The organism is Bacillus sp. B1(2022) (genome assembly GCF_040259625.1).
Taxonomy (GTDB): Bacteria; Bacillota; Bacilli; order Bacillales; family Bacillaceae; genus Bacillus; species Bacillus velezensis.
The window spans coordinates 72065-88500 of sequence record NZ_JANIFO010000004.1; the positions used below are offsets into that span (position 1 = coordinate 72065).

29 protein-coding genes and 1 tRNA gene are annotated in these 16436 nt (G+C 40.7%); 5 read left to right on the forward strand and 25 right to left on the reverse strand.

Features of this window, described 5'->3' with window-relative positions; genetic code table 11:
- Window positions 1-290: 290 nt before the first annotated feature.
- From NQS30_RS08775 to NQS30_RS08895, 24 genes are all read right to left on the reverse strand, one after another.
- Window positions 291-503: a DNA-binding protein gene (locus NQS30_RS08775; protein WP_218791583.1), complete on the reverse strand. Its 213-nt coding sequence runs from the start codon at window positions 501-503 to the stop codon at window positions 291-293.
- A gap of 181 nt (window positions 504-684) precedes the next feature.
- Complete coding sequence (locus tag NQS30_RS08780) at window positions 685-897, reverse strand: helix-turn-helix domain-containing protein (protein ID WP_042635075.1); 213 nt, start codon at window positions 895-897, stop codon at window positions 685-687.
- Window positions 898-1022: 125 nt separating this feature from the next.
- Window positions 1023-1538 (reverse strand): sigma-70 family RNA polymerase sigma factor, encoded by a 516-nt coding sequence (locus NQS30_RS08785; RefSeq protein ID WP_218791582.1) that lies wholly within the window; start codon window positions 1536-1538, stop codon window positions 1023-1025.
- Between the two features lie 14 nt (window positions 1539-1552).
- Window positions 1553-1681, reverse strand: a complete 129-nt coding sequence (locus NQS30_RS08790) for a hypothetical protein (protein WP_014304492.1) — start codon at window positions 1679-1681, stop codon at window positions 1553-1555.
- A gap of 133 nt (window positions 1682-1814) precedes the next feature.
- Complete coding sequence (locus tag NQS30_RS08795) at window positions 1815-2828, reverse strand: HNH endonuclease (protein WP_232603445.1); 1014 nt, start codon at window positions 2826-2828, stop codon at window positions 1815-1817.
- Between the two features lie 55 nt (window positions 2829-2883).
- Window positions 2884-3588 (reverse strand): HNH endonuclease, encoded by a 705-nt coding sequence (locus tag NQS30_RS08800; RefSeq protein WP_218791581.1) that lies wholly within the window; start codon window positions 3586-3588, stop codon window positions 2884-2886.
- Window positions 3589-3606: 18 nt separating this feature from the next.
- Window positions 3607-4359 (reverse strand): DNA cytosine methyltransferase, encoded by a 753-nt coding sequence (locus tag NQS30_RS08805; protein WP_218791580.1) that lies wholly within the window; start codon window positions 4357-4359, stop codon window positions 3607-3609.
- The gene (locus tag NQS30_RS08810; protein ID WP_218791579.1) at window positions 4356-4619 is read right to left on the reverse strand and encodes a hypothetical protein; all 264 of its coding nucleotides are present in this window, start codon (window positions 4617-4619) and stop codon (window positions 4356-4358) included. The genes NQS30_RS08805 and NQS30_RS08810 overlap by 4 nt, the downstream gene beginning before the upstream one ends.
- Complete coding sequence (locus NQS30_RS08815) at window positions 4619-4831, reverse strand: hypothetical protein (RefSeq protein WP_038458317.1); 213 nt, start codon at window positions 4829-4831, stop codon at window positions 4619-4621. Before NQS30_RS08815 ends, NQS30_RS08810 begins: the two co-directional genes overlap by 1 nt.
- A complete protein-coding gene (locus NQS30_RS08820) occupies window positions 4828-5193 on the reverse strand; it encodes a hypothetical protein (RefSeq protein ID WP_218791578.1) in 366 nt (121 codons plus the stop codon). Before NQS30_RS08820 ends, NQS30_RS08815 begins: the two co-directional genes overlap by 4 nt.
- A gap of 31 nt (window positions 5194-5224) precedes the next feature.
- On the reverse strand, window positions 5225-5428 hold the full coding sequence (locus NQS30_RS08825; protein WP_003155894.1) for an XtrA/YqaO family protein: 204 nt from the start codon (window positions 5426-5428) through the stop codon (window positions 5225-5227).
- A gap of 80 nt (window positions 5429-5508) precedes the next feature.
- Complete coding sequence (locus tag NQS30_RS08830) at window positions 5509-5664, reverse strand: hypothetical protein (RefSeq protein ID WP_218791577.1); 156 nt, start codon at window positions 5662-5664, stop codon at window positions 5509-5511.
- Window positions 5665-5714: 50 nt separating this feature from the next.
- The gene (locus tag NQS30_RS08835; RefSeq protein WP_218791576.1) at window positions 5715-6143 is read right to left on the reverse strand and encodes a RusA family crossover junction endodeoxyribonuclease; all 429 of its coding nucleotides are present in this window, start codon (window positions 6141-6143) and stop codon (window positions 5715-5717) included.
- Window positions 6144-6237: 94 nt separating this feature from the next.
- Window positions 6238-6381 carry a hypothetical protein gene (locus NQS30_RS08840; RefSeq protein WP_013351200.1) on the reverse strand — a complete coding sequence of 48 codons (144 nt, stop codon included), beginning with the start codon at window positions 6379-6381 and terminating at the stop codon, window positions 6238-6240.
- On the reverse strand, window positions 6378-7325 hold the full coding sequence (locus NQS30_RS08845) for an ATP-binding protein (protein WP_218791575.1): 948 nt from the start codon (window positions 7323-7325) through the stop codon (window positions 6378-6380). Before NQS30_RS08845 ends, NQS30_RS08840 begins: the two co-directional genes overlap by 4 nt.
- Window positions 7210-7911 carry a DnaD domain protein gene (locus tag NQS30_RS08850; protein WP_015239600.1) on the reverse strand — a complete coding sequence of 234 codons (702 nt, stop codon included), beginning with the start codon at window positions 7909-7911 and terminating at the stop codon, window positions 7210-7212. The genes NQS30_RS08845 and NQS30_RS08850 overlap by 116 nt, the downstream gene beginning before the upstream one ends.
- Window positions 7912-8108: 197 nt before the next feature.
- Window positions 8109-8906, reverse strand: a complete 798-nt coding sequence (locus tag NQS30_RS08860) for a PD-(D/E)XK nuclease-like domain-containing protein (RefSeq protein WP_282996682.1) — start codon at window positions 8904-8906, stop codon at window positions 8109-8111.
- A complete protein-coding gene (locus tag NQS30_RS08865; protein ID WP_218791574.1) occupies window positions 8866-9783 on the reverse strand; it encodes a hypothetical protein in 918 nt (305 codons plus the stop codon). The genes NQS30_RS08860 and NQS30_RS08865 overlap by 41 nt, the downstream gene beginning before the upstream one ends.
- Window positions 9780-9968 (reverse strand): hypothetical protein, encoded by a 189-nt coding sequence (locus NQS30_RS08870; protein WP_218791573.1) that lies wholly within the window; start codon window positions 9966-9968, stop codon window positions 9780-9782. Before NQS30_RS08870 ends, NQS30_RS08865 begins: the two co-directional genes overlap by 4 nt.
- Window positions 9969-10070: 102 nt before the next feature.
- Window positions 10071-10274 (reverse strand): YqaI family protein, encoded by a 204-nt coding sequence (locus NQS30_RS08875; RefSeq protein WP_218791572.1) that lies wholly within the window; start codon window positions 10272-10274, stop codon window positions 10071-10073.
- The gene (locus NQS30_RS08880; RefSeq protein WP_218791571.1) at window positions 10271-10528 is read right to left on the reverse strand and encodes a YqaH family protein; all 258 of its coding nucleotides are present in this window, start codon (window positions 10526-10528) and stop codon (window positions 10271-10273) included. Before NQS30_RS08880 ends, NQS30_RS08875 begins: the two co-directional genes overlap by 4 nt.
- Window positions 10525-11097, reverse strand: coding sequence for a helix-turn-helix domain-containing protein (locus NQS30_RS08885; RefSeq protein ID WP_218791570.1), 573 nt, complete (start codon window positions 11095-11097; stop codon window positions 10525-10527). The genes NQS30_RS08880 and NQS30_RS08885 overlap by 4 nt, the downstream gene beginning before the upstream one ends.
- 153 nt (window positions 11098-11250) lie before the next feature.
- Window positions 11251-11442, reverse strand: a complete 192-nt coding sequence (locus tag NQS30_RS08890) for a helix-turn-helix domain-containing protein (RefSeq protein ID WP_218791569.1) — start codon at window positions 11440-11442, stop codon at window positions 11251-11253.
- A gap of 30 nt (window positions 11443-11472) precedes the next feature.
- Window positions 11473-11682 carry a helix-turn-helix domain-containing protein gene (locus NQS30_RS08895; RefSeq protein WP_232603443.1) on the reverse strand — a complete coding sequence of 70 codons (210 nt, stop codon included), beginning with the start codon at window positions 11680-11682 and terminating at the stop codon, window positions 11473-11475.
- A gap of 175 nt (window positions 11683-11857) precedes the next feature.
- Here NQS30_RS08895 and NQS30_RS08900 point away from each other — a divergent pair, with 175 nt between their 5' ends.
- The 5 genes from NQS30_RS08900 to NQS30_RS08920 all read left to right on the forward strand — a co-directional run bounded on the left by NQS30_RS08900 (window position 11858) and on the right by NQS30_RS08920 (window position 16220).
- Window positions 11858-12238: a helix-turn-helix domain-containing protein gene (locus NQS30_RS08900; protein ID WP_218791568.1), complete on the forward strand. Its 381-nt coding sequence runs from the start codon at window positions 11858-11860 to the stop codon at window positions 12236-12238.
- A gap of 246 nt (window positions 12239-12484) precedes the next feature.
- Window positions 12485-13441 (forward strand): SHOCT domain-containing protein, encoded by a 957-nt coding sequence (locus NQS30_RS08905; RefSeq protein ID WP_218791567.1) that lies wholly within the window; start codon window positions 12485-12487, stop codon window positions 13439-13441.
- Between the two features lie 17 nt (window positions 13442-13458).
- On the forward strand, window positions 13459-14394 hold the full coding sequence (locus NQS30_RS08910; protein ID WP_218791566.1) for a hypothetical protein: 936 nt from the start codon (window positions 13459-13461) through the stop codon (window positions 14392-14394).
- Window positions 14395-14464: 70 nt separating this feature from the next.
- On the forward strand, window positions 14465-14986 hold the full coding sequence (locus NQS30_RS08915) for an ImmA/IrrE family metallo-endopeptidase (protein ID WP_218791565.1): 522 nt from the start codon (window positions 14465-14467) through the stop codon (window positions 14984-14986).
- A gap of 4 nt (window positions 14987-14990) precedes the next feature.
- Window positions 14991-16220: a tyrosine-type recombinase/integrase gene (locus tag NQS30_RS08920; protein WP_218791564.1), complete on the forward strand. Its 1230-nt coding sequence runs from the start codon at window positions 14991-14993 to the stop codon at window positions 16218-16220.
- Window positions 16221-16351: 131 nt separating this feature from the next.
- Here the strand turns inward: NQS30_RS08920 and NQS30_RS08925 are convergent.
- A tRNA-Val gene (locus NQS30_RS08925) sits at window positions 16352-16424 on the reverse strand.
- Between the last annotated feature and the right edge of the window lie 12 nt (window positions 16425-16436).

Sequence of the window (16436 nt, forward strand, 5' to 3'; positions counted from 1 at the left end):
TTTCATTGTATAGAAGCTTTTTTGTTCTTCCTCTTTTGGGTCTCTCGGAGTTTTTAGAGAGATCGTCTCCACTTTTGAAGATATAATACCGACTGCTGCTGTTACTAATGCACCAATTATTGCTACGACTATGAGTATTATGAAATATGACAAATTTCTCCCTCCTATCCAGATAATTATCCAAATAGACAGGAATTTGTCTACAATTTGCAGAATTTGTCGAACGAAAGCGCCCTTCATAAATAGGTGGCAACCGTAAGACGAAAAAACACCCTTTTGACAGGGCGCAATCAACGTTTCTTTTTATAGCTTTCAATATCTTTTCTCAAGAATAGGCGATCTCTGTTCGTAGTTTTAATCGGAACCAATGTTTTATAATCCACCAGCTGCTTGAGGTTCTGCCGGCTGCATCCGATTATCTCAATGGCTTCAGATGTCGTTATGACTTCTTTATCCATAAAATCTCTCAGCTCGTCTATACTTCCAAAAATAAACTTAGCCATTTCGAAGGTTTCTCCATTTTAGGGTTATATTAATTACAGTCAATACCAACCAGATCAATGCCAAAATCATAGTAATGATGTCGATAGCGCTAAGATGACCATAATTAAAGTTAGTAAACAATATAACAAACAGAATAAAGAATAAGACCGTTGAACCGTCGATTAATTTTTTCATATCCGCTCATTTCCTTCTATGTTTTTGAAAATCCAAAATATCCTCTTTCAGAAAAAGCCTGTCACGAGGCATTTCCTTCATCGGCTCTAATTCCCCGCTTTTAACTAACTGGTTTAGGTATTGACGAGTGAAGCCCAATATTTCAATTGCTTCGCTTGTATTAACGGTTTCTTCATTTAAGAACCGTTTAATTGCATCGCGTTCTTTAAGATTGTACATTAACATCATCCTCTTTGAATTCCCTGTATTGCAACAATAAACAATACCATTATACCTATAAAAATAGCAGTATTTAAAGAATTTTTGCAAACTTTTCTTATATTTCAATTAAATAAACAACCTATTCATGCTAAACAAAATAGGCTGTGATCTGCTCTATTTTTCATTTTCAGGCGGGAACGTTCAATGTTCTTCTGCACGGTTCCTTTTTTAATCCCCAATAACTGCGCTATCTCTTCGAATGACATGTTTTGCACAGTATGCATCATGAAAATGTCTTTTTCTCTTTCGGTAAGCACGGTTAGGGCATCAGCGATTCTTTCCTTATCCCAATCACTTACCTCTCCCTCAGCTTCTTGAACCATTGCGTATTCTTCCGGGAGCGCATCAATTAAGCGCGGATCTGCAAGAATCGTCCTTTGATATGCATCTCTTCTGTCAGCACCTCGGCGGGCGCCGGGCTGTCTTCCGTTCTGTAGCCATTCAAGAGTGAATTCAATGTCACTGATCATGCTACTGATTATCTTTTTGTCGTTGAGCTGTTCAGCCGTCAGATTGACTTCAGCCGTATCTTTGTTGTGCCGGTACATTTTTCTTGTTTCTCTTAAAGCTCGTTTGTATTCAATGATTAAATCCTGCATTCTGATTCCTCCCCTTATTTGCGTTTAAATGCGCCGCCTTTGCCTCTTTTAAGCCTTTGCATGTCTTGCCCCATCATTTGCCGCCAAAAGCGTTCAGATCGCTCCTGCGCGTTTTTATTGGGCTTTTTCTTTTTCTGCTTCATGTCATCCCTCCGCTCAAATAAAAAACGGACACCAATCAGAGCACAGTGATTCTGTGCAATGATCAGTGTCCGCAGGCTTTCCGTCTTGGACTGTATCTATTTATCTCAAATCCTTTTAAAAGTTTATTTCCCTCTATTCTTCAGAAAAAATAGCATAGGAGTTTAAAAGATATTCTAATCCAATATCAATACCTATTAGTAGTAAGTCTTTCTTTCTTTGATTGAATAATTTTTCTAATAATATTTTTTTATCTTGAGAATTTGAATAATGGATTTTCCTGTGACAATTAGGACATAATGATACAATATTATTTACTTTATCCAAATTAACTTCAAATTCATGTTGCATATGCATCGGAATTAGATGATGGGCTTCCATAAATGGATTTTTACTTGACTCAGAAAAAAATGTTTCGTGCGAATTATCAATCTCACATTTGAATTTAGCTTTTTTGATTGCTTCTTTGGCTTTCTTTGGGTTTCTCGGCCAAATATTCTTACCATTCATTTTTTTTGGCTCTTTTCTTGGTTCTGGCCCTTCATCTGGATGGAGAACAATCTTAGAATAATCTGAGTCTATAGCTTCCTGGTAACTATCAATAATCTCATCGTCTTCAGAAAGAAAAAAGTTATGATTAAGGTCATAAATAAGCTCCCTTAAATCATTGTATCTTTTCATTTTGGTGTCTAATAGATCTTTTTTGATATTATTAAAACCTTGAGGAGTAAAATTTGCTTTATAGCCGAAAAAACGAGCAAATCTTTTTGTATCAATATTCACTGGTTTCAAATTTTTTATAAAATAGACATACTCATAGGCCTGGCCTAATTTATTAGTTCCCCATACCTCTTGTGCTAATAGAGAATTTCTTGTCTTTGCAAAAATTGTCCCGGAATAATAGAAAACTCCTTTAGAATAGGCAAGAATTTCGTCTCCCTCTTTTAATTTATTCCAACGACTAATATTGCTTTTTCCGGGAGTTGCTCCCCACATATGAACATACTCATCAGAACTGTTCCTTTTTAATTTATCAACAACTTCCTCATTCATATATTTTAATAAGGGTTTGATATGATATGAATTTTTAATAGTATCAAAAAAATGTTTTTGTGCTTCTTTATCGCTTGCTGTGAAATAGTAGAGCATTTTCCCACCCCTAAAAACTTGTATATCTAATATGGACTTTAGATTTCCGCTTAAATTAACTTAATATTTGTCTCAATTCTTTAATTGTCGGCCATGGTCTTTTTCTATGCAACATTCTATGACAATTTGAACATACTAGTATTAGGTCTGACATATTGGTTTTGCTACCTTCAAACTGATAATCTGAAATTGGAACAGTATGATGGCATTCGATGAATCCCCTACCTAATTCTCCATATGTCTGATAAAAATCAAAGCTACAAACAGAACACCTTAGCTCATTATTTTCCATTGCTTTCTTTTTTAATGCTTTGACAACTTTACAATTTCTCTCCCTATACCTATGTAATCTAAAAAGCACTTTTCCTTCAGAAAATAATTCATCTTCTTCACTTGCCTCTGCTACAGCCGCGAAAGCTCCGACTTTTACAGCCTGTCTAATTTTAGATGCAACTAACTCCAGCATAGATCTATTTGCAGAGAACTCTTCCCATATGACTTTTTCTAATTTCCCACCCCTAACTAGCCCTGAGCCTGGTGCGTCAGGGTCTAGTCTTTTAAAATTATTGAGTTTCATACTTACACCGTTAGGATTACGGAAAGTTTCCTCTTTTTGTTTATCACTTGACGATAACTGGTTTAATATCTTACTAAGTTTTATAATTTCGTCATTTGATGAGGAAATCTTCGATGCCGGCAATTTGAAATAAAGATCAAGAGCCAATATAAGTTCATCTCTATTCCATTTTGGATTTTTCATGAAGTTCACCCAACTTCTCTATTTTTTGGATATATAATTTATACCATAAAAAATAGGAAAAATCTGCTGAGGTACTACCGCGTTTCCCAATGCTATACTTCGGTCCACCCGATTGGGAAACCCATCATCCACTCCAACAACTGGGGATTGATGTATTTTCCAGTAAGATTGGGAAACAGATGGCCCAATCCCCCGGGCAAGATTACCCCGTGTGTTCCGTCCGCTTCCGAAGGTGCTAAAGCTCTGATAGGCTTGTGATTCTGACTTGCGGCCGGAGTTGGCAACAACAAATGTCCTGTATCTTTGATGCGGTGCGCCAACACTGACAGCCGGTAATACGAATACCCTTGTTTGGTAATCTTCACTTTCCAAGTCGGATAGGACTGTGTCCAAGCCCATTGTGATGTGTCCAGCAACATTTTCTCCAACAACCCAATCTGGGTGCAGTTCTTTTGTGAGCCGGAACATTTCAGGCCATAGCCATCTATCGTCCCGCTTTCCTTTTCTCTTACCGATAACACTTTCACCCTGGCAGGGATATCCTCCGGAAAGAATGTCAATTGTTCCACCTGGCTCGATCACTCCTTTTTCCTCTAAAAGTTGTCTGTTCAAAGCGTGAATATCATCGAAGATGGGGACACCTGGGAAATTTTTATTTAAAACCTTCTGGCAATAAGGGTCACGCTCGCAGAATGCTACCGTCTCAATGCCGGCCCATTCAGCTGCTAGAGCGATTCCCCCAATGCCCGCAAATAACTCAATGCTTTTCATCCCGTCATCCCCAACATTCCCGGCAGGACAGAGACAGCCAGGAAGAAGAGTCCCACGCATCCCCCAACCAGCCAGATATTTGTTTTATCCCGTTTAGCGATAATGGTATTGCCGATCATTTTTAGATCGTCAGACCGAGCGACCAGCGTCGGGATGTAGTCTGGGTGAACCTTTAAAAGCTCGGCCGCCTGCTCGACGGTCATTGCTTCGTCCTTCGTGGCCTTCACGTTCCGTTGAAGTTCTACTTGTAATGGCATCATTATGCCCCCACCTCCCGCGCTTGTGGTAAGTTCACTCTTTGCAGAAATTCAGCCGCAAAGAATCCCGAAAAACCATCTAAGAAAACAACCTTTGCGCCGCTGTGAGAAGTAAATTCATCGCTAGTACAGGACCAAATTCTTCCGTCGTATTTGCTCGCTTCATAGCATGTGTGCATGACAACTAATTCACCTTTTTGAAGTGGTTTTCTCATTCCGCATCACCCTCCCATGCAGCAGGAAACTGACCGTTTAAGGCCTTCCTTACCACTCCGAAAGGGTCGTCCTCTTCATCGGTGAATGTAGCAAGCAACCTTCTGAAATTGTCATTCTCGTATTTAAGCCGCTTAATCTCTTCTTGAGCCTGCCGAAACTGAATGACCGTGACATCCTGCTGGCGCTGGTGTTCCTCAATGATTGCCTGCTGTTTTCTCATGTAGCCGATCATTATGTCTTTGACATAACTCTGCTCGATGATATAGCAAGATCCTGCATTTATATCGAGTGGCTTCAATTCCTCTTTTGAAGCTAAATGCCACAATGACAAGTCGCTTATAATTTCCTGTAATTTATCCATGCCCGTTCCTCCCCCACAGGGGAAACCCCTGCTATTTGAATTTGTGGCCGATCTCGTAATCACAACGAGCCAGGCCGCCTTTTATTGTTTGAATGATTGTTTTACCGTGTTCCGGGGCGTCCATTAGATGAGCAGTCCCTTCAGTGCCATCTAAAACGATGATGCGGACTTTCCCCGGCTCGATGCTTTGCTGAATAGTTGTTTCATGATTTTTTATTTCTGTTGGCTTGTTCACTCTGGCCGCCCCCTGTGCTATGATAGAAGTACCAGTTCAATCAGAGCATCGGGGCCACGGCTTCGGTGCTTTTTTACGTTTTACGACGGCAGCCGCATCGTTACGCTGGCAGACGGCTTTAATTCCTCGCGGTAGATGATCGGATGTTTTTCGACATATGCTGCCAGTTCTTCCGGCGTCATCTTCCATTTCTTTACCGGTCCTGATACGTAAGGATTGTTGTTGTTTTCTTGCATGTTGTTGACCTCCTGATTATTTGATTTAGGATTCCTACAAAAGCTACCTGTCATGACACAATCTCAGTTATAATGACTTCCACCCGTGGCTCTTCACTGTAAAACTTACTGACCTTCAAATCGACTACCTGACTATCATCCTTGTATATCAGATGATTTAAAGCGTCTTTGACACCTTTTACATAGTTATCGACGTCCGGCTTTGTTACAGGGCGTAACAGCCCTTTCTCAGCGTTCTCCTTTTTCCTCTTGGATCCGGATACAGCTTTCGGCATTGATCTGAATACTCTGACATCCATTGCCACAGGTCCTGTAATAACTTGTTTTGGCCGATACTGTGACGCCACCAGCGCAACATATTGTTTAAAATTCTTTGATTTCAAAGGATCACGCATTTTAACCTTGCCATTTATAACAGATCCCCTCGGCCTCCCCTGTGCAACAGGCTCGCCGTAAACTATAAACTGAATGGAATCCAACCGTCATTACCTCCCGTCAATTTGTTCCCAGTGCTGAATCTGCTTTTCCTTGTACGGCGCTGTGAAGATGATGGCCGGCAGCAGGATAACCGCTTTAAGCACTGTGCATCAGCTCCATTTGTTTTATTTTTTCCTCAAGCACCCGGATCGCCGGAGTAAGGTCCTGGCCGGCCGTTTGCTCGGCGGGCCCGAACAGATACATGCCGCCGGTTGCTGTGAAGTTCGCTTTTTCCGTCATTCCCAATCTCCTAACCTATGATTTAATTGCATCCGGTCGCCCTTAATGATCACCGTGTAATCTCTGCACATTTGATGAATACGCGAGCCCAGCGCCTCGTCTATGTCCAAAATTCCGCCCGTATCAAGCTCGGAAGAGATTAGCAGAGGCTTATGATTCAAGTACCGATAATTCACAACCGATTGAATTTGTTCCACTTGCCAATCCGTCGCCCGCGGCTCCCCCTTCACTGGCTTGAATAAATCATCAATGAACAGGACTTCAGCTTTCCGCATGGCGTCGAGCTTTGTTTCCAGCTGGTCAAAGTCATTTCGCAGATCGCCCATTCCCTCTACATACGGGAAATACATGCAGTAAATTGATTTTTTCTTGATTAGATTGTTCATGATTGCCGTTAACAGGTGCGTTTTACCGCTGCCCGGCTGCCCGAGCAAAGCGATACTGTTTGAACGTTTTCCCTTGATGCTCTGAAAATCCTTATAGTATTCCACCGCGCACTCATAAGCGTCCTTGATCATGTCCGGCTTCCCGTCCTTAATGAAGTTTCCAAAAAGGAGCTTTTCGAATTCCTCCGTGATGCCGCTGGCCTTCATAAGCCGGGCGATCTTTTTCCGTTTTACACACTCGCATTGCTTGGAAAATGTGGTTTTCCATTCCCGGGCCTTATCAGGTAAGCATACTTTCCCCGCAAGATAATCCTCTTCTCTGACCATTTGATCAGGGGCCAGGCTTTCCATTGTCTTATGCTCTTTTCTCAATTGACGCTCGGTATCTTGGTGAATCCGGTAAACGATAATGCCCTTATCCTTGCATTCGGGGCACTCATATTCAGCCTTTTCTTCTGAGGCGGCCAGTCCCGCTGAAGATGCTGCTGACCGATCCCGGAGCTTGGTTAGAATGGCCTTCATTGCCGCGTCCATATCTTGCGTTTTGCGAGCTTCCATACTGCTGTTTCTCCTTTCGTCTCTGGCTGAATGGGTTTGAGAGGATTGCTTCAATGTAATTCAGATTGACGTTGTTTCCCTTGCTTCTGAACGCCTGTTTCATTGCCTCCATGACTTTCTCTTCGCCGTAATCATCCACCATATACCCGAGCCGCTGAACCTCCATTGTGCCAATGGTACGGGCTGTTTTGTTTTCGAATAGTTCAAATGCGTTTTTCATTTTTTCGTCAACCTCCTGCTGTCCTAAAGGTATTGGAGCCGGGTCTATCTTCTTGTTGTAATTTCCAAGCTGTATGTACTCGGCATAATTCAACACCGTCACAATGAAACCGCGTTTTTGCGGCAGCCGGTCCAACTTCAAATACTCTTGCTTTACCATCCGATCTAATGAGTATTTGATCTGATCAGAAGACCAGTTGAAGCGCTTGGCTAAATCCACAAGCTTAACGATTGTCTGCCCGGGCTTTAGTTCTTGATCTGCCCTGTACTCCGCCCGTTTGAATAAATAATCGTATATTGTCTCATCGCGTGAATCTTTAAATGGCAGCCGAGGCAGGACCACATACCCTAAACCTTGCATATCCATACCACTCACCTACTTCCTTTCACACAGTGCTGTCAGAGCCTTGAAATCTATTTCTACTAATCTCAGAGACGGCTCATTTGTCTTTAAGTAGTCAGTCGTGTACCGGGTATACAAGTCCTTTCTCATGTCGCGCTGAACCGTTTTGACCAGCCAAATATAACAATGCGGGATAGGAATCCTGATCAGGTCCCTTTTCATCAGCTCACCAACTCCGAAAAATGGATGATACTGTTCAGTTGATTAGTGGCCCGGCAATACTTGCATTTTTCGCACCGCTCCGGCTTCTCTCCGCCGTGTTTCACTTGCAAAATCCGATCCATCCGCTGCTCAATCTCTTCAAGCTCTATTTCCATCCTGCCCTCATCAATATTGATGACAGCTTTATCAGGTGGATCTTCTTTTGAAACCCCTACGATCAGGGGCTCAAGCCATTCGCTCCGTCCAGTCATCCGTTTTTCAATCTCTGCGTAAAGCGCCATCTGAGCGATGTATCCGTATGCCTCAACAAAAGAGCAATATCCTATTTCCGGGTCCCAAACTTTCTCCCGCAATGACCGCGCTGTTTTCAGATCGGAGAAACGGCCGCCAGCTGGGTTGTATACGTCCAGCTTTCCTTTCCACGGAACACCGAACAATTCAGCAGTTACGATGACTTCCTTTTCTCCTTGAAGAACAAACATACAGAGATCATCATTTTGAATCGCCTCAATCATCAGATCACCTAACTGATACTGCTTGTACAGCTGACCTTTTTGAGTAAATAGCGAAGGTGTATTCATCTTGAATTCATCAAAAGCCTGTTCACCCTCAAGCCAGGCATGAACGTATTGGCCGAAGAGGAGCGCCTCTGATGTGGACGGCGTCCATTCTCCGTTCAGCTTTGCCATCGTGGCAGCCTCGCACTGCAAAAAACTTTTATATTGAGAATTTGACATGTATTGTCTATCAATCTCGTTAGAGTAATAATTCTCCTTGCTCAGCGCCGGTATCCGCATTAGCAGGATCACCCGCCTTTTCTTTACTATCAGCAGGCATGTCAGCTTGCTCTTTCTGCTTTTTGAATTCTTCCTCAGCCTTTGATTTAGTCGCGACTGTGGCCTTCACATTGAAGTAATCCTCTTTCTTCGCCATCCCATCACGCAGGGACGTGTAAATACGACCAATTTTCAAGAAATCTTGCTCAGTGAAGGCGTCAACATTACTGCCGATGTACTCCTGAATCATTTCCTTAGTGATGCCAAACTCTTTTTTAAAAAGGGAGAAGGCGCTTCTGAGCCGGTCTTCCAGTGGTTCCTTATGACCGCTAATCAATGTTTTTTGACACATATCTACCGCCGCATCAACGATGTCTCCCGGAATCACTCCAAGTATGCAGGCGCGAACCCGGCGGGCTCCTTGATTGGCAACCATTTCGTAAATATCCCTCGGATCATCAAGTTTTGTAATGGCACCCCGCGCCTTCCGTTCATGCTTCACAGTGAATATTTTGGTTTGCCGGGTATTCGTTTCAAGATCCCAAGCGTAAGCCATGACAGATGATTCACCGGCCTTTTGTTCCAACTCCATAATTCCGTAATCAATGTTCCCCCAATTCTGAGCCAAGGCCTCCGCCAGCCGGATAGATGGACCGGAAACCTTTGTGCCGCCGCGAGGATATTCATACACCGCATTCTCGGCCAAGAGCCTCCGTTCGCATGCTTTTTTAATCCGGTCAAACGCCGCGTATACGTCCCGTGGGAATTTCTTTGCGATGACCATTGCCGCCTGTACTTCTTGAGCCTGTCGGCTTACCATCGCTTCCGTAGTCACGCCAGTAGCCTGCTGGGGCGCCGGCATGTAATCTGAGTAATCTACCTGTGATAATCCATTCATTGTGCTTCTGCCACCTTTCTTTTGTATGCTTCCGTTCCAAGCCGCTGCCATTCTCGGTATGCATCCATTGACGGAAAGGAAAATACGGGTTTGCCTTTACTGAACATGATTGAGCCGCCGACTTCTCTCAGGCGCTTCTGATCGTCCGCCCGGTCACTGAAAGATGCTGTTATTCGTTTTGCCATGTGTAAAACCTCCATTGTCTTTTATGAGGTAATTTGGTATAATAAAGGAACTAATATTTACCAAAAGACCTTTTGAAGTCCACTCTGCCAAGTGGGCTTTTTTTATTGAGCATTTTTAAATTCAAAACCAAGATGCTCCTTCAGATACCGCTCAAGGTTTTTCCTCAAGATGACTTCACCTTCAGCACTATCTATCACGTAATCATCGAAAGCCGTTACTTCATCTCCAAAGAAATCTTTTTGCGTTTCCGGCTCAGTCAGCTTGTCATGCCAGTTGTTCAAGACCATCGGATTTTCAATATTCATCGCGAACACCTACTCACAACACTCAGGTGAATTCCGCGAGCTGCCATATTTAAAACAGTTTGATGTAAGTGCCCTTTATTGGCCAGCCTATTAATATCCTCCGCAATAACCTTGATGCTCCCTGCAAGACTGATAGCTTCTTCGTAATCGCCATCCCGTAACGCCTCCGAAAGCAAGATAGAGAGCTCTTCCGCCGACTCGATTTTTCTTTTTGCTGAATTTGCATCCGATTTAAGAAATTGATTGATTTTCATACCAACAATGCCTGCCTTTCCTCTGTTTTTGCCATCGCAACCTGATTCACTAGCGCTTTACGGGTCCACCTTTCGGCCAGCTCTTTCATATTCAGACCATGACTGCGGGCCAGCGAATATATCAGCGTTTTGTTTGCTGGGATCAGATCAAAAATCTGTTTAATATCGGCCATTGGCAATTCTTCTGCCTGTCCGCTCGGTCTATCATTTGCCAGCCAGCGCGCTAAATGCTTTGTGGCTTGCAATGCTTCTTCAAGCTGGTGAACCATGTTGATTACCGCTGCGCTTGCGCTCTCGTTAAGAGCTGGGTCTATTGGAGCCGCTGTTGTCGGATGCAGCCGAAAAAGATAATGTACGAGATCAATATGTTCATAGGCCTCACACGCCTCAAACCATCTGATGCATAATTCGGGGGTCAGCTTACTAAAACCATTTTCAACATCGGAAACGTAACGTTGATCCTTCCCGCCTATCAAACTGCCGATCTGATATTGTGTAAATCCAGCCTTTTTCCGAACACAGCGCATGATCTTCGGTAAATTCCGCAAGTTGTACGGATTGTTCTCCATATGTTTGCCTCCTGATATATTCAGCTGTTTGCTGTTAAAATTTAATTAAGGTTAAAAGATGTTTTATTGTATTGGCTTATGATTTTTCGAATATTCAACCTCATAGGGCTGCAAATTTCGCTTTTGTGGCCACAATAAAAACAAATATTTGCTCTATAGAGCCTCTTTCATGATTGCTTGTTCTTGAGCTTCAATCCATGCGTCAATATTGTGTTTGGTAAAGAAAATCCGATTTCGCACACGAAAGTGAGGAATTTGTTTTTCTCGAACCATTGTGTAAATTGTGTCATGGTGAACACCCAGGTAATCAGCTGTTTCCTGCACAGTTAATGTGTTACGTACCATACTTAAACCTCCTATCATTCCTGTTGCTAATCAAGCAACGTTTTGGGTAAAAAAATCAGTAACATGGCACTCAAGGACATTGGCCAAACTTGGCAGCTGTTTAGCTTTGAAAGAGTACTCTCCTCTTTCATACTTTAGATATGTTGATGCATCTTTAAAACCCAAAGCATTAGCTAACATCTGCAGTGAAAGGTCGAGTTCAATTCTTCTTTTTTTAATAAAGACCAAATCAAATATCACTTTATCACCTCCATGTCGTTGTTGTTTCAGCAACTTATCTACAGTATATGTTGTTGTTTCAGCAAAGTCAACACTATTGTTGCGATTTTAGCAAAATATTTATTTCTGTATTGGAAACATGCTATGATTATGTTGCTAATATGGAAATGCCAATAAAAGGACTCTGGTGATTTTAATGACAAATAAATTAGGTCAAAGAATTAAGGAACTTCGTGAAAAAAATAATTGGTCATTACGAGAACTAGGAACTAGGATCAATATTAATTATAGTGTCTTGAGCAGAATAGAATCAGGCAAAAGGCCAGTGACGGATACCGAGTTACTTAAGTTCTCAGAACTGTTTGACGTTTCTACCGATTACCTAATTGGCAGAAGCGACTCTTTGGAATCCAAAGTATCAGAAAAAACAACAGCAAATGAATTTAAAGACTCTGATCTACAAATTGCTTTTAAAGATGCTATTGATTTCTCAGAAGAAAACCAAAAGCAAACAATTGATTTTATAAAGTACCTTAAAGAGAAAGAAGAACGCGAAGGCCGAAAGCCTAAAAAGTAATATACTGGCGAAACCTTTATTTATATTATTTATTATGTTATTTCTGTTTACTAATAAGATCGGGATTGGATCGGGATTACAACTGAACTAGATCGGGAAAGAAATGTTCACCAGTAGGTTGAAGCCAGTTATATCAAGGGATACAGCGATCGTCCTCTTCTGGATTGCTTCAGGATTCAAACTGGATTGGATCAGGAAAAAAAGAGATAAACTCAACTGTTATTACTTAAAAAGGGGAAATTCAATTTGTCTTTTTTGTCAGAGAATGGTGAAGTGTATAACTGTCAATTCAAAAAACACATGAAGGCTTCTAAAAACTTTGTAAAAACTTATAAAATGATGCTTAATGAGCTAAACGAAACCGTATTGGAAATTGCAAGAGGTAGCTTGAATAGATCTAAAGTTGTCAGCCTGCCTACTGGTATATTTGCCGTAACAGATGATTATGTGTATTTCTTCTATCTTAAAAAGGATGCACTGATTACAGAGAAATGGCCTTACGATTCTATTTTAAAAATGTCTGTTACTAAAAAAGCTCTTGCTGGTTATCGGATAGATTGCACAACTTCAGATGGAGAATTCAGTATCACTAACATAACAGAAGGAAATCCAGAGGCAGTAAGTAAATATGTAGAATCTAAAATTACTGGTAATGAAGAAAAATTCAATCTGGAAAAAGAAAAGGTCATCCAAGAACAAAAGAAAATTGAAGAAGAATCGAAAAAGCACATCAAAGAGTATTATTTTAAATCTGCAAAAACAACAATCACACTTGATGGAAACTATATAAGAGTAGCAAGAAAAGGCGCTGTTAACACTATCACACGAGGATATAGTGGGGAGAAATCTTATAGAATCAGCGAACTGTCCGGTCTTCAAATAAAAAAACCAGGATTAGTCACCTCTGGCTATTTTCAATTTTTAACGCCAGCTGCTAATGAAACAAGTGGACTCTGGGACGCAATACAAGACGATAACTCCTTCACTTTCGGTCCAAATGAATTGCCGATGGTTTTAGAAATTCAGAAGTATATCGAGGAACATCAGTCTGCGCCAGCACAATCGGCAGCAACCGCGGCATCTGCACAAGCACCAAGTATTTCAGCAGCCGATGAGCTGAAAAAATATAAAGAGTTATTGGACATGGGCGCTATCACTCCAGAAGAATATGAAATTAAAAAGAAACAGTTGCTGAATCTGTAATAAAAGGTGGTTTTTAAGTGTTTGAGGAAAATGTTAAGATATACGTTAAAAGTAAATTAGCAATCTATAAGCAAATTATCGAAACTCTATACTCTCCAGCATATTCAACAAATCCAGAAGCTTTTCTTTTAAAAGATCTCTCAAATATAAAACTCTATGTGGTAAAGTTGTCACCTATCCTAGGTGCGAATTACTCAGATATCTTGTACTTGATTCACGATAAAGATAAAAACTTGGAATTAGAGTTGATTGATCTGACCGAAGCAAAACATTACGAAAACTATTCGAAATATAATTCTCTAGAAGCGTTCGCTTTACATAAACTTATAGAGAAAGCCAGTATTGAAAAGAAAAATATACTTGATAATCACAATATTTCAGCACTTAGTGAGGAACTAAATCATAAAACAACTGATGAGTTTACTACTTATATTAACAGTGAAGCGTGGCAAAAAAATTTCCGTCAGCAAATGCTAGCTTTAGTAAGCCGAGACGGCCGTAAATTTGTTGAACATGTTAATCATCCAACTAGTTACTATGCAAAAGATGCAGCTAAGAAATATACTTATTCTCTTTTAGATCTAAAAGCTATTATTGATAGAGTCAATGATGAAGATTTTAGTTATCAAATGGACCAAGCTATCGCGGCTTACGAAAATTCTTTATACCTGGCCTCTTGCGCTACTCTAGGTGTATGTCTGGAAACGTTGTGTAAATTGTTACTGAAAGAAAATGGTGTAAAGGTTAAAGATAGTGATGGCACTATGTTAGACAAACTCGGCGAGCGTTTAAGAGAACAGAAAATCATCAGCTACAAATTCAAAAGCCGCATAGATGTATGCTATAAAGTAAGAAACTTATCTTCACATACAAGTCCAGGCAAAGTGTTGCAAGGAGATTGTCATTTTATTATTGCTACTATAAACGAAATTGTTGATACCTATTTCAAATGAGAAAGTCCGTTCAGGGCTTTTCTTTCACACCAAAAACAGAACATACATTCCCTCTACGGTGGTGTTTTTAATGTCAATCCAGTTATCGTATCTTGAAGAAGAAGTGAAAAAAATCTATCACAAATTAAATATTGAGACCCCTGAAGACATTGATTTAGAAAGAATTGCCGCGGCATTTCGTATCTGGCTGCATTATGAGCAAAGAGACAGCTGCATGTTTCAAATTAACGGTGAGTATAGCGTTGTCCTTGATGCTCGTGCCTCTCCACAAGAACAGTGGCAAGACTTTGTTCATGAGCTATGCCATGTCTTAAAACATACTGGAAACCAATTTCACATGAATAGAATGTTCAGGCAGCTTCAGGAATACCAGGCGAACAGTTTCATGTATCACTTCTGCGTACCAACGTTCATGCTCATAAAAATGCAGCTGCCCCGTCTTAAATCAGAGGCCATTAAATTAATAGGAGATACATTTAATGTGACATATTCCTTGGCCGCTAAACGGCTAGAAATATTCAACAGAAAACAGTTTTCAATTCTCTGGCATAAAAAACTCCATCAAATAAGTAAATTGAATGTTAGGAGGTAGCCAAATGGCTAGTATTGAACGGCGCAGTGAAAAATCTTTTAGATTAATTGTCGAAAATGGTTATGACGTAAATGGTAAAAGAGATAGGAAAAAGAAGTCGATTCGTATTGAAGATCCAAAGATATTAAAATCTAAACGAAAATTACAGGAATACCTTGAAGACCAGCTGCACCGCTTCAGAATTGAAGTAGAGGCTGGTGAGTATATTGCTCCTGAAAAATCAACATTCGAATCATTTGCAGAGAAATGGGTTGAAAAGAAACTGTTTAATAAGAATGGTAAGCCTTACTCTTATACAACATCTGTCAAATATTCAAATCACTTAAAAAATCACATTCTTCCAGCATTAGGTCATAAAAAAATAGACAAAATAAAAAGCCTTCATATTGTTGATTTTATAGATGATTTATCTAAAGATGGGGCTAGAAAAGATGGAAAGCCTGGCGGATTAGGCGATCAAACAATCAAAGATATATTTAAAATCTTACAAGCATTATTTAAAACTGCCACAGAGGAATGGAAATTGATAAAAGACGACCCTATTGAGGGATTGAGTTCGCCAGAAGCTGAGAATAAAGAAATGAACTTTCTTGAATCTGACGAAGCAGCTGAATGTATTAAAGTGTTGTATGAAATAGATATTAAATGGCGCTTATATTATCTTGCAGCTCTGATCGGGGGGCTTCGTAGAGGGGAAGCTCTTGCCTGTGAATGGCACTTGGATGTAGATTGGGACAAAGGTGGAATATACGTAAATAGATCAATTTCTAAAACAATTAACGGAGAGCCTCATGTCAAAAGTCCAAAGTCAAAAAGTTCTCAACGATTCGTCAAAATGCCTGATTTTTATATGAATGAATTGGCTAAATTTTATCGCATATGGAAAAAAGAAAAATTGTTGCTTGGCGACGCATGGGAAGGCGGAGAACATCAATATGTGTTTCACAGTGGTAAAGGAAAACCTTACTACTATACAACCCCTACTGCAAAATGGACTAAAATAAAAAAGAAGTACGGTCTAAAAGATGTTCGTCTTCATGACTTGCGGCATACTATGGTTGCTCTCCTTATGGAAGCTGGCGAAAGTCTCAGTGCTATTCAACGAAGAGCTGGACATGCCAGTGCTCGAACAACTAGTGATATTTATGGTCATGTTACCGAGAAACTCGAAAATAGCACAGTAAAACACTTTAATCAGTTCGATCCTAGAAACCTAGCACAAAAACAGAGTTGATTTTGAAATTCTTCTTCAAAATCAGCTCAAAAAAATAATTTCGTCCCCAATTCGTCCCCAACTCGATGAATGATGACAAAATCAATAAATAAGCAAAGTAAAAAACCCTTGCTACGCAAGGGTTTTGGCTATGATTCCGACTGGGCTCGAACCAGCGACCTCTACCCTGTCAAGGTAGCGCTCTCCCAGCTGAGCTACGGAATCATGATATGTATG